At 38.3% G+C, this 12,389-nt stretch carries 12 protein-coding genes; all 12 read right to left on the bottom strand.

Annotated elements, in window-relative coordinates; translation table 11 throughout:
• Nucleotides 1–4 precede the first annotated feature (4 nt).
• The gene (gene hisD / locus H131_RS02015; RefSeq protein ID WP_010857377.1) at nucleotides 5–1,279 is read right to left on the bottom strand and encodes a histidinol dehydrogenase; all 1,275 of its coding nucleotides are present in this window, start codon (nucleotides 1,277–1,279) and stop codon (nucleotides 5–7) included.
• A gap of 14 nt (nucleotides 1,280–1,293) precedes the next feature.
• A complete protein-coding gene (hisG, locus tag H131_RS02010; protein ID WP_010857376.1) occupies nucleotides 1,294–1,917 on the bottom strand; it encodes an ATP phosphoribosyltransferase in 624 nt (207 codons plus the stop codon).
• Nucleotides 1,910–3,082, bottom strand: a complete 1,173-nt coding sequence (locus H131_RS02005) for an ATP phosphoribosyltransferase regulatory subunit (RefSeq protein ID WP_010857375.1) — start codon at nucleotides 3,080–3,082, stop codon at nucleotides 1,910–1,912. Before H131_RS02005 ends, hisG begins: the two co-directional genes overlap by 8 nt.
• 291 nt (nucleotides 3,083–3,373) lie before the next feature.
• Nucleotides 3,374–3,916: an acyltransferase gene (locus H131_RS02000; RefSeq protein ID WP_010857374.1), complete on the bottom strand. Its 543-nt coding sequence runs from the start codon at nucleotides 3,914–3,916 to the stop codon at nucleotides 3,374–3,376.
• Between the two features lie 4 nt (nucleotides 3,917–3,920).
• A complete protein-coding gene (gene ppaX / locus H131_RS01995) occupies nucleotides 3,921–4,562 on the bottom strand; it encodes a pyrophosphatase PpaX (RefSeq protein WP_010857373.1) in 642 nt (213 codons plus the stop codon).
• Nucleotides 4,563–4,578: 16 nt separating this feature from the next.
• A complete protein-coding gene (gene lgt, locus H131_RS01990) occupies nucleotides 4,579–5,397 on the bottom strand; it encodes a prolipoprotein diacylglyceryl transferase (RefSeq protein WP_010857372.1) in 819 nt (272 codons plus the stop codon).
• Between the two features lie 42 nt (nucleotides 5,398–5,439).
• Nucleotides 5,440–6,375 (bottom strand): HPr(Ser) kinase/phosphatase, encoded by a 936-nt coding sequence (gene hprK / locus H131_RS01985; RefSeq protein ID WP_010857371.1) that lies wholly within the window; start codon nucleotides 6,373–6,375, stop codon nucleotides 5,440–5,442.
• Between the two features lie 215 nt (nucleotides 6,376–6,590).
• Complete coding sequence (gene cccB / locus H131_RS01980) at nucleotides 6,591–6,914, bottom strand: cytochrome c551 (RefSeq protein ID WP_010857370.1); 324 nt, start codon at nucleotides 6,912–6,914, stop codon at nucleotides 6,591–6,593.
• A 55-nt stretch (nucleotides 6,915–6,969) separates the two neighbouring features.
• Nucleotides 6,970–7,818 (bottom strand): YitT family protein, encoded by an 849-nt coding sequence (locus H131_RS01975; protein WP_010857369.1) that lies wholly within the window; start codon nucleotides 7,816–7,818, stop codon nucleotides 6,970–6,972.
• Nucleotides 7,819–8,034: 216 nt separating this feature from the next.
• Nucleotides 8,035–9,264: an EAL and HDOD domain-containing protein gene (locus tag H131_RS01970; protein WP_010857368.1), complete on the bottom strand. Its 1,230-nt coding sequence runs from the start codon at nucleotides 9,262–9,264 to the stop codon at nucleotides 8,035–8,037.
• Nucleotides 9,265–9,655: 391 nt separating this feature from the next.
• Nucleotides 9,656–10,303 carry a VTT domain-containing protein gene (locus tag H131_RS01965; RefSeq protein ID WP_419185155.1) on the bottom strand — a complete coding sequence of 216 codons (648 nt, stop codon included), beginning with the start codon at nucleotides 10,301–10,303 and terminating at the stop codon, nucleotides 9,656–9,658.
• Between the two features lie 414 nt (nucleotides 10,304–10,717).
• Complete coding sequence (locus tag H131_RS01960) at nucleotides 10,718–12,265, bottom strand: fatty acid--CoA ligase family protein (protein ID WP_010857366.1); 1,548 nt, start codon at nucleotides 12,263–12,265, stop codon at nucleotides 10,718–10,720.
• Nucleotides 12,266–12,389: the final 124 nt, after the last annotated feature.

Raw genomic sequence — 12,389 nt, 5'->3', positions numbered from 1 at the left:
CGTGCTACTCCTTTTCCCATCCACGCGATTCTACTGCACGGGCATGGCCCTCTAAGCCTTCCATGCGTGCTAAGCGTGCAATTTTCGGTACATTTTCTGCCCACGTTTTTTCACTATAATAAACGATGCTCGATTTTTTCACGAAATCGTCAACATTTAAACCACTTGCAAAGCGTGCCGTACTATTGGTTGGTAACACATGATTTGTACCAGCAAAATAATCCCCAACCGGCTCCGAGCTATAACGTCCAATGAAAATCCCACCCGCATGACGTACTTGCTGTGCCACAGCTTCTGCATTTTTCGTGACAATTTCTAAATGTTCAGGTGCCAATGAGTTAATAGCATCAACAGCCTCTGCCATCGTTTCTGCAATATAAATCGCACCAAATTTTTCAATGGATGCTCGCGCTACTTCCTCACGCGGTAATAGGGCTAATTGCTTTTCCACTTCAATTGCAACCTTATGTGCAAGCTCTTCAGAAGTTGTGACTAAAATTGCACAGGCCAGTCTATCATGTTCTGCCTGCGATAACAGATCCGCTGCTACTTCATCTGCAAAGGCTGTGTCATCTGCAAGTACTGCAATTTCACTTGGTCCCGCAATCATATCAATTGCTACCTCCCCAAAAACTTCTCGTTTAGCAAGTGCTACAAAAATATTGCCTGGGCCTGTTATTTTATCGACTGCTGCAATCGTTTCTGTGCCGTATGCAAGTGCCGCTATTGCCTGTGCGCCACCTACTTTATATAGTTCCTCTATCCCTAAAATATGCGCAGCTGCAAGCACACCAACTGGTAATTTCCCATCTCGTCCTGCAGGTGATGTAATCACAATACGCTTTACACCTGCAACTTTCGCAGGAATAACATTCATTAACACCGATGATGGATAGGCTGCTGTCCCCCCTGGAACGTAGAGACCGACTGCTTCCAGTGCTGTTATACGCTGTCCAAGCCAAGAGCCATCAGCTAAGTCTAAACGATAGCCTGTGCGCATTTGTTGTTCATGATAGAGGCGAATATTATCCGCTGCTTCCTTCAAATCAGCATATAATTGAGCATCAAGCGCATTGGCACCCGCTACAATGTCTTCTTTTGTGACACGTAACTCATCTGGTACAAAGCCATCCCACTTTTCTGTATAGGTACGTACAGCTGTATCGCCTTGTGCTCGAACATCTGCTAATACCTGCCGCACAACCTGTAACTGTTCTTCATTCCCGCCCTCAAGTGGACGTTTTAAAGAAATTCCTTTTGCTAGTTTGGTAATCTTCATTCACAAAGCCCCCTTTAATTGACGCATTGTTTTAAGCGTTTCACGAGGTCGATTATTCGATCGCCCTTCATGCGATAGCTTACTGGATTGGCGATTAAACGAGATGAAACTTCTGTAATATGTTCATACTCGACTAAGCCATTTTCTTTGAGCGTACGTCCTGTTGATACAATATCGACAATGCGATCAGCTAAACCAATCATTGGCGCCAATTCGATTGAGCCGTTTAATTCAATAATTTCGACTTGCTCCCCAATACCCTTATAATATTTCATCGCAATATTTGGATACTTCGTCGCAATTCTCGGTGCAATTTCGTTCATCGTTGTATGAGGTAAGCCTGCTGAAGCGATATAACATGCACTAATTTTCAAATCAAGCAATTCATGCACCACTCGCTGTTGCTCCAATAATACGTCTTTTCCCGCTATACCAATATCAGCTACACCATGCTCCACATAGACAGGAACATCCATTGGTTTTGCTAAAATAAAACGAATTTTCTCTTCAGGGATTTCAATCATTAATTTACGTGACATCTCTACTTCTTCCGGTAAATTAAAGCCTGCTTCAATAAGCATTTGGTATGCCTCTTCAAAAATACGCCCTTTCGGCATAGCAATTGTTAATTCATTCACCGTCATCTTCCCCCTGTCCAACAACGACTACCTTTGTAAAATGTGCTTGAAAGGCAGCTTTATCGCCTAGACTGCTTGCCAATTGTAAAGTTGTCTTCTTACCAGCCGCTCGTAAGGCTTGTACCTTTTCAAGAGCCGCTTCATAGTGTTCCTCCTCAAACAACACCACAAATGTCTCTTCCTTCTCAACGGTTTGTCCTGCTAACGTTTCTAGCAAACGGTCCACCCGGATACTAAATCCTGTAGCACCTACTTTTGAGCCAAATACTTCAAGTAAACCGTCATATCGACCACCGTTTCCAAGTGGGAAGCCACTGCCAGATGCAAATACCTCAAACAGCATTCCTGTGTAATAATTCATATGGCTTGAAAGTGTAAAATCAAACGCTACATAATCAGCCAAATTCGCTACCTCGAGTAATTTTGCAAGTTGTTGCATATATTCTAGTGCATCATTTTTACGTACATACTTTTCAATATCTTTAATTTCATTAACAGTCATTGCTTCCTCAATAAATTGCAGCAACGCATCAGATTTTGTTTTTGGTAAATCAAATGATTCCACAGCTTCCTCAAAGCCTACATAGTTGCGTTGCACAAGTAATGTGCGTAAAGTATTTTCTTGCTCAATGCTTTCTGTATAGTCCTGTAAAATACAATTTAGTACACCTGCATGTCCAATTGTTACTTTGAAATCTTTTAATCCAAATTGCTTCAATAGCTCCATTGCCGTCACAATGACCTCAACATCTGCAAATACTGAGTTATCACCAATTAGCTCAATACCCATTTGATCAAATTCTGCTGGTCGGCCGCCTTCTGTTTCTTGTGCACGAAAGACACTTGCAAAATAAGCTAAGCGTAGCGGAATCATCTCTTTTAATAATTTTGATGTAGCGACTCGAGCAATTGGTGTGGTCATATCTGGACGAAGTACTAACGTGTTGCCTTGGCTGTCTACTAACTTGAATAGATGTGCATCAGAAATTGCAGATGCTTTACCAACCGTATCAAAATATTCTACCGTCGGCGTTTTTATAAATTCATAGCCCCTTGAGCGTAAAAATTTTCGCCCTGTCTGTCTTACAGCTTCTACTTTTTCGTAAATCTGTGGAAATGTATCACGCATACCAAGTGGCTTTTCAAACATTTTAATCGATGACATTTTGACACTTCCTCACATTTCACTTTAATTCACTAGAGTGATAGAGAATTAGATTACAAAAGCATTCTAACTCATTCGCACTAATCAGTCAATGTAATCCCTTATCAATTACCTAATAATTTAGACACTTATTATTCTGTTAATTATACACCTATTTATTTTAAGTAGAGCTTTATTCAGTGAGTTTTCCGACACGCAAAGCGTTCACGTGTACTTGTTGTTATCGTTATTCCTCTGACTATAGGGAAAAGAAAAACTCACGTTGCGTAGCTACACAACGTGAGTTTTATGTTACTTTTTAGGCGTACTCCATTCTACAACTTCCTTGCGTTTACGCTCTACCATCTGTTCTGCTGTAAATATAATTTGCATAGGATTACCGCCTGCTAGACATCCAGCTGGCACATCCTTATGTACAAGGGTTGCAGCTGAAACAATTGCTCCGTCACCTATCGTAACACCTGGTAATATTGTTGAATTGGCACCAATCATTACTTCATTGCCAATATGAACATCTCCTAAACGATATTCTTCAATTAAATATTCATGTGCCAGTATTGTCGTATTAAAACCAATAACTGAATTATTTCCGACATGTATGCGCTCAGGGAACATTGTATCCGGCATGACCATTAAAGCTAAAGATGTTTTATCACCAATATCCATTTTTAGAAAAGAACGATACAGCCAGTTCTTCATACGTAAAAACGGTGTGATGCGCCCAATTTGAATGACAATAAAGCACTTCATCACCTTCCAAAAGGACACCGTATCATAAATATTCCATAGCGAGTTCGCTCCTTCAACACGGTAACGTTCCGTTTTACGGGCCATCAGCTTACCCCTCTTTCACAATGTCAAATAAATCTGTCATATGTTGCAACATATATTCTGGCTTGAATTGCTGTAAATAATCCGCACCTTTTATCGACCAAGCGACACCAGCACATCTTACACCTGCATTATGTCCCGCCTCCACATCGTGAGAATTATCACCTATCATAATGGCGTCTTCTTTCGATACCCCAAGGCGTTCAAGAGCAAGTAATACGGGCTCAGGATCAGGCTTTACATTCTTTACATCATCCGTACCAATGCGTTCATCAAATAGATGGGATGCACCTAGTACTGAAAGTCCACGGTCAATCATATCATTACGTTTTGATGAGACAATTGCTAATTTAATGCCCATCGACTTTAACTGCTCTAAAGTTGATACTACATCTGGATATTCTGTCACAAGCTCATCATGATGCAGCACATTCCAAGCACGATATTTTGCAATCATTTCATCTTCTTCCCCAGGTGATATGTCACTAATTGTCTGTTTTAATGACGGGCCAATGAAATTTAGGCAATCTTTTGGCGAATATTGCCCAGGAAATCTTTCTTCTAAAATATACATGAATGTTTGTATGATTAAATCATTGGTATTGAGTAGAGTGCCATCAAAATCAAATAGCAATGCCTTTACAACCATGTGTTGCACCCCTTATTTATTCATCTAAATATTTCACAGTAGGTTTTACCTTCCAGCGTCGATAAAGTATCGCACCAAGACCCACTACAATGCCTATAATCGAGACAACTTGAGCCGAACGTAAATCTCCAACTAAATAGAGGCTATCTGTACGTAAGCCTTCGATATAAAAACGACCAATTGAGTACCAAATCAAATAACTAAAGAAAATTTCTCCACGATTTAAATTCACTTTACGCAGTGCTAATAAAATTAATAAACCGATGAAATTCCAGACAGATTCATATAAAAACGTTGGATGTACGTAAGTACCTAATTCTTCGATGTACATTTGATTGATGATCCAATCAGGAAGCATCAGATTTTCTAAAAACCCACGTGTTACCGGGCCACCGAACGCCTCTTGGTTCATAAAATTTCCCCAACGACCGATAATTTGTCCAATTAAAATACTTGGTGCCGCAATATCTGCCACTCGTAAAAAGCTTACTCCTTTTACACGTGTGAATATGTATGCTGTCGCAAACGCACCTAAAAGCGCACCATGAATAGCAATACCGCCATTCCAAATTTCAATAATCTTGCCGGGATTTTGTCCATAGTAGTCCCAACGCATTGATACATAGTAAATACGCGCGCATAGAATTGAAATGGGAACTGCCCACAATAATAGATCAGCTAGAAAATCCTCTGGCAGACCTCGTTTCACAGCCTCTCTTTGCCCTACAAAATACGCTAAAATAATGCCCGAAACTATTAATAAACCATACCAGCGAACGGCTATAGGTCCTAAATGAAAAGCAATCGGGTTTATATCTAATAGTAATAAGTCCATTTTATGCTCCTCTCATTATCTAGCTATCACACATGCAGAAAGCTAATCGTCTAACTCATCTGTAGATGTAATGACTTCATCTAATCGTCTTGAAAACTCCTCCGCTGCATTGACGCCCATTTTTTTCAGCCGGTAATTCATTGCAGCTACTTCAATAATGACGGAAACATTCCGTCCAGGCCTTACTGGAATTGTTAACTTCGTCAGCTCAGTATCAATTATTTTCATTTTTTCTTCTTCTAAACCTAAACGATCATATACCTTTTCTGGATCCCAGATTTCAAGCTCAATTATCAATGTAATACGCTTATAAGGTCGCACCGCACTTGCGCCAAAGAGTGTCATAATATCGATAATGCCAATACCCCTGATTTCAAGTAGATGCTCTAAAAGTGGCGGAGGGCTACCTATTAATAAATTTTCTGATTCTTGACGAATTTCTACGCAATCATCAGCGACTAATCGATGACCTTTTTTCACAAGTTCGAGTGCCGTTTCACTTTTCCCAACACCACTTTTTCCGATAATCAATACACCGATGCCATACACATCGACTAAAACACCATGCGCTGCAGTCATTGGTGCCAAGCGCCCTTCTAAATAATTTGTCAGCCTGCTCGAAAATTTAGTTGTGGTCATATGTGTTTTAAAAACTGGTACGTGCTTTTCATTGGATGCTTGAATAAGTTCCTCAGGCACCTCTAAGTCACGTGAGATAATAATTGCTGGCGTATCCTGAGAGCACAGCAAACGCATACGTTCGAGTTTAACATTTGCTGATAACATTTCGAAAAAGGAAAGTTCCGTTTTGCCAAGCAACTGTACTCGGTTCGCTGGGTAATGGGTAAAATATCCAGCCATCTCCAGTCCCGGTCTTGAAATATCGCTTGTGGCAATCGTTCTTCCGATTCCCTCCTCGCCGCCTAATAGCTCTAACTTAAATTTCTCCATTACGTCCCTTGTTAATACTACGACCAATGTTTGTAGCCTCCATTCAAACGACTTGAATATTGTTTTATTTTAGCATGTCTATGTATAAAAGAAATGATTTTGCACTTGATAATAGGTGAAGCTCTATGGAAATCTCTCTCATATTCTTTCAAATGAGCAATACTATAAACCTCACTAAAGTATATTCCTGTCTAAAACAAAAAACTAGCGGCTCTCCAGCTCCGCTAGTTTTCACTTTAACATTATTTTTGAGACGCTAACCATTTTGCTACAGCTTCGGCATCTTCACCTTTAACAACACCAGGAGGCATGTTACCTTGACCGTTATTAATAATATCTAAAATTTCTTCTTCTGATAAACGAGAGCCTACATCATTTAGAGCTGGTGTATTACCTTGACCTTTTAACTCCCCGCCGTGGCAAGAAATACATGATTTCATTGCGATTGCTTCACCATCTGGAGCAGTTGCACCTTCGTTGTTATTTGTTGCAGTTTTGTCTCCGCCACCACATGCAGCTAAGAAAATTGCAGAACCGAACACTAATGTTAACATTGCTTTCTTCATTAGTACCCCTCCTCATAATAATAGATAAACATCTTACCTCGATAGTATACCAAATTTATGCACGTTTGAAACCTTCTCCTAATACCTCATAAGCATCAGATACGATGACAAACGCTGATGGGTCAACGTTTTTGATGAGTTGTTTCAGCTTTGTGAATTCTGTTTGATAGACAACAACCATCAGTACTGGTCTTGCTTCCCCTGTATATCCACCAATGGCGGGTAATTTTGTTACCCCACGATTAATTTCAGCATAAATGGCATCACGGACTTCATCTTGTTTCGTCGTAATAATATAAACCATTTTAGATTGACTAAAGCCGAGTTGTATAATATCAATCGTTTTTGTTGTCACATACAAACCGATTAGGGCATACAAACCTTTCTCTAAGTCAAAAACAACTGCTGCACTAATAGCGATAACACCATCAATCAACAGTACACTGGTACCAAGCGTTATGCCGGTATATTTTGTAATAATCTGCGCTAGTAAATCAGTGCCACCAGTAGAAGCATTCCCCTTGAAGACAAGTCCTATTCCTAAACCGACAACAATTCCCCCAAAAAGTGCACCTAGTAAAGGATTGTCTGTCCATGGTTCCCAATTATTCGTTAACAATACGACAAATGGTAATGTCACTGTACCGACAAAGGATTTTACGCCAAATTTTTTACCAAGTAACACAACACCAGCTAAAAATAACGGAATATTAAACATATATTGTACAAGTCCTGGATTCCAGCCAAATAAACCATTCAAAATGGTACTGATTCCACTAACTCCTCCAGACGCCACTTGATTTGGTAATAAGAAAACATTAAAGCCTATTGCCACAACTACCGCACCAACAATAACATACACATACTCCAAAATACTTGCTCTTACATCCTGTGTTTGATTCATTTCCCCACGCCCACTTCAACTATCTGAATTTTTCTAAAGACGAGATGATTATAGCAAATAGTTTTCACGTTGAGAACTTCATCTTGATGAAGAGATAGTTAATTCAGCATATTGTCAAGGTATAGTCCATTTATGAGAATTTTAGAGGCATTAACAAAAAAATAAGCTACCTGAAGTAACAGGTAACTTATTTTGTTTGTCCATATTCGTTGTGTTTTAAAATGAGGTTTCTGCCCATTCCAATGATTCATTATATAAAAATTCGATATTTGTCATATCAAGATTAAGTTGAGATGACAATTCTTCTAAGCGATTCCAATCTAATTTACCTAATGCCATACTAAACTCTAAGTATGGTGCCATCTCTGTTTGACCACCTAAAATAGTTTCTGTAATCTCTTCTGAGAAAGGTAATTGCTGTAAAATCATATTCATTGGTCGCTGTAATAAAGTATCAATTAACGAAAACATGCCAATCAGAAAGTATTCCGAGAAATTTTGCTTAAAGGAAAGCTTTGCTAGTTTTTCACATACCTTCGCTCTGAATAGTGATGTTCGCATGATTTCTTTAAAAAGGTCTGAATCCGAATTGACATCAATTTCACGCATAGCCAGTAAATAAATCCATTTACGAAGATTCGCTAAACCGAGCAAGAGTATCGCTTGCTTAATAGAGCGTACTTTCGATTTTTGGCGTCTTTTAGAATTATTAATCATTTGCAATAATTTATACGTTAACGAAATATCACGCTCTATATTTTCAGCCAACAGTTCAATGTTTGGCTCCTCTTCTTTTAATAATGAGATAATATGAAAATACTGAATGGCATTCCCTGGTATATCTGTTGCTTTAATAATTTGGGGTTGCTCAAAGAAATAACCCTGAAATAATTCGTAGCCAGAATGCTTTGCCACTTCAAATTGGTCCCGCGTTTCAACTTTTTCAGCAAGCAGTTTAATATGAGGAAAATTTTCTTTTACCTTATTTTCAATTTGCATTCGTTCGAGTAAAGACGTCAATAAGAAATCAACTTTTATAAAATCAATATGTACGAAAAGTTCGTCATAGATTTGTACGTCATCATCTAAAATAAAATCATCTAAAGCAATTTTAAATCCGTATGATTTCAGTTCAACTACGCGGTTTACTAATTTCGGTGTGAGTGGTACATCCTCTAAAATCTCAATAACAACTTCCGAAGGATTTATAAATTCATTTATTGAACTCATAAGTAAATTCTCTGTAAAATTAACAAAGCAGGGCTTACCTTTCGTTACTTCGTCGATACCTATTGTTAAAAATGAGTTTACTAAAACGTCAACTGTTGCCGCATCGGAATCGACCATTGGAAATGAATTTATATTTTTACTTCGGTATAGCAATTCATATGCAACGACTTGTTCATGAAGATTAAAGATTGGCTGCCTTCCGATAAATACTTCCATTTCGTTGCCCCCCAATTCTCCATTTTCTAGTAATTATTATAGCATCTTTCGTTTCTATTCGCTTATTTTTTCAAAACTATAGTATTTTCTTCTTACAGTGCAATTAGTATATTCCTATATAAATGGAAATTTAACCCTTTTATAATTTCTTTAAATTGTGATGTTAACGTTGAAGTATAGGAAACAGCTACGGCACGACTGTGGAAGAACGTGTCAGTTAGACCCCGCACGAAGCGAGCGAAGGAGAACGCTAGAGGATTTGTCAGCGACAAGGGAGTTACTTTTTCGAACCTGATTATTCTTGCTTTCTATAGTGCAGAAAAAAGACTGTAAACAAACACAAGTTTGTCTACAGTCCGAAATACCTCAGAATCACTCCTGAGGCACCTTTTTATTTTGCACTAAATCTTGATTTAAACGCACCAATTACTGCTGGTATAACAGAAATAATAATAATTAAAATAAGGACTACTGAGAAATTATCTTTAATAATTGGAATATTACCAAAGAAATAACCTAGTAATGTACAGCTGAATACCCATAGTATCGCACCAAAAATATTATAAAATAAAAAATAGCTATAGTGCATTTTACTTGCCCCTGCAACAAAGGGTATAAACGTACGAATGAAAGGCATGAAACGTGCAATGACAATCGTTTTTCCACCATGTGTATTAAAGAATTTCTCTGCAGCTTCCATCCGTTCTTTTTTGATAATACGGCCGAGGAAGCTCTTTGGTGGAATAGATGTCCCCACTTTATGGCCAATATGATAGTTCATGGTATCTCCTAAAATAGCTGCCGCTAAAAATACAGGAATTAATATCCACAAATCAAACGCACCCATTGCCGCTGTTAATGTACCGCTGGCAAATAGTAATGAGTCTCCCGGTAAAAATGGAAAAATCACGACACCAGTTTCCACAAAAACTATGGCAAATAAAATGAGATAACTCCAATTACCAAAATCACGAATGATTTCTTCCAAATGCACATCGATATGCATAATAAAACTAATTAACTCTTGTACGAGTCCTATCATTTTTTGTATGCTCTCTTTCAGTTAAATTTTACTTAAAAACTTTGACGCTCCTATGCATCAAAGGGTTCCAGTCTATATACAGATGTTTAACCTATATTTGTGTTACTACTCCCCTCACTATATGACTTGCTCTTTTAAAGTATGTAGAAGTTTTGCACATGACTGATTTTATCATTACAGCCTTGCGTGCTCAACTAATTTAATAGCCACATTAGTTGTTAATTTTCACTTTATGTCTTTTACGACATAAAAAAAAAAGAGCTGTCTTAAAGCTCTTTGTCAAATTTCTTTCTGGATTATACTATTAATTTTTTGTTGTAAAAAAGTTCACTGTCTTTTCGAGTTGGATTGGCAAGCCCCTCAGTTGCTAATGCAACTGTGAGGTCCTGCTTGACTGGCTGTCCCTCTACTCTATACTTTTTCTTTTAACGAGCGACGTAAAATTTTACCTGTTGTATTTTTCGGTAGTTCTTCCATAATTTCAATTACTTTCGGCACTTTGTATTTCACCATATGTTTTGTGCAATACGTTAAAATATCGTCTGACGTAGTTGCTGCTACTTCCTTAAGAACTACGTATGCATGAACGGCCTCACCAAAATTAGGATCTGGGAAACCGACAACTGCTGCCTCAACTATATTTTTATGTGTAAAAAGCACTTCCTCTACTTCTCTAGGATAAACATTATAGCCACCCACAATAATCATATCCTTTTTTCGATCAACGATATAGAAATAACCTTCTTCGTCAACTTTAGCTAAATCACCTGTGTATAGCCAGCCATCACGAATAGCCATAGCTGTTTCTTCAGGCATTTTGTAATATCCCTTCATCACATTTGGTCCACGAACAACTAGCTCTCCTACTTCGCCAACAGGTACCTCTTGTCCATTGGCATCAACCACTCTATTTTCAACGTTGTTAATGGATGTACCAATTGAACCTGCTTTACGATCACGATCTAAAGGGTTGAAGGCCGTTACGGGTGAAGCTTCCGATAAGCCATAACCTTCTGATACACGTACATTGAATTTCTCTTCGAAATTATGTAATAGTGCAACAGGTAGTGATGCGCCACCTGAAATTGCTAAACGTATTGACGAGAAATCTTCTGGATTGCCCTCAGGTAATTGATACAAGAAATTATACATCGTCGGTACTCCCGCAAAGACAGTTGCTTTATGTTGCTTCGCTAATTCGAATATTTCAGCCGGGCTAAAGCGTGGAACAAGTAATACCGTTGCACCACTAATTAATGGTGCATTTACAACAACTGTTAGTGCAAATACATGGAAAACTGGTAAAGTTGCAATGATACGGTCATTTGCTTGATAGCCTAGATAATCTGCTACATCACGAGCATTTGAGTAAATATTGCCGTGAGTTAACATCGCACCTTTTGGACTGCCCGTTGTACCTGATGTGTATAAAATAATAGCATTTTCATCATTCGCTACTTCTACTGGTTCTAATGAGCCTGAAGCAGTGGCAATTACTTGCGTAAATAAATGTGTTTTAGCTCGAGCTGCATCTGATAAAGAAGCTACCTTTTCCGCAGCATCTGCCGCAGTCTCACAAATAATAAATACCTCGACTTGAGGCAAGGCTTGTACACCCACTTCAACTAATGGAAGTAATGCATCGAGTGCAATGACAGCCTTTACATCACCATTATGCAAAATATATGATATTTCATCTGGCGTGTATATTGGATTCACTGGAATTGCGGTTGCACCTAAACGCAGTGTTGCATATAAAGCCATTAAATAATGTGGCGTATTGCCGAGTAAAAATGCCACATGATCCCCTTTTTGTACCCCTAAATCCTGTAACCCCTGTGCAAAGCGACTAACTGTGTTTTCAAACTCACCATAAGACGTATCTTTCCCCATAAAATGATACGCAACTTTTTCTGGTTGCTCTAACGCTTGCTGACGAACACATGAAACTAAATTCAATTACACCATCCCCTTATCGTATAAAATGAATCGTTATTCATTAATATTATATAAGAAATATATCTAAAAGACAATGAATCTTTTTATTCCATGTCGTAATTTGCGTTAAAAATATCATTTTTCT

Origin of the sequence: Lysinibacillus sphaericus OT4b.31, assembly GCF_000392615.1 — a bacterium.
Lineage (GTDB): Bacteria > Bacillota > Bacilli > Bacillales_A > Planococcaceae > Lysinibacillus > Lysinibacillus sphaericus_B.
This window is presented reverse-complemented; position numbering and strand designations above follow the sequence as displayed.

Bases quoted from the DNA above. Each gene is read 5' to 3' on its own strand.
- H131_RS01975 (WP_010857369.1), bottom strand. From the start codon at position 7,818: ATGAATCAAACACAGGATGTAAGAGCAAGTATTTTGGAGTATGTGTAT.
- H131_RS02000 (WP_010857374.1), bottom strand. From the start codon at position 3,916: ATGGCCCGTAAAACGGAACGTTACCGTGTTGAAGGAGCGAACTCGCTA.
- hisD (WP_010857377.1), bottom strand. From the start codon at position 1,279: ATGAAGATTACCAAACTAGCAAAAGGAATTTCTTTAAAACGTCCACTT.
- ppaX (WP_010857373.1), bottom strand. From the start codon at position 4,562: ATGGTTGTAAAGGCATTGCTATTTGATTTTGATGGCACTCTACTCAAT.
- H131_RS01970 (WP_010857368.1), bottom strand. From the start codon at position 9,264: ATGGAAGTATTTATCGGAAGGCAGCCAATCTTTAATCTTCATGAACAA.
- cccB (WP_010857370.1), bottom strand. From the start codon at position 6,914: ATGAAGAAAGCAATGTTAACATTAGTGTTCGGTTCTGCAATTTTCTTA.
- H131_RS02005 (WP_010857375.1), bottom strand. From the start codon at position 3,082: ATGTCATCGATTAAAATGTTTGAAAAGCCACTTGGTATGCGTGATACA.
- lgt (WP_010857372.1), bottom strand. From the start codon at position 5,397: ATGGACTTATTACTATTAGATATAAACCCGATTGCTTTTCATTTAGGA.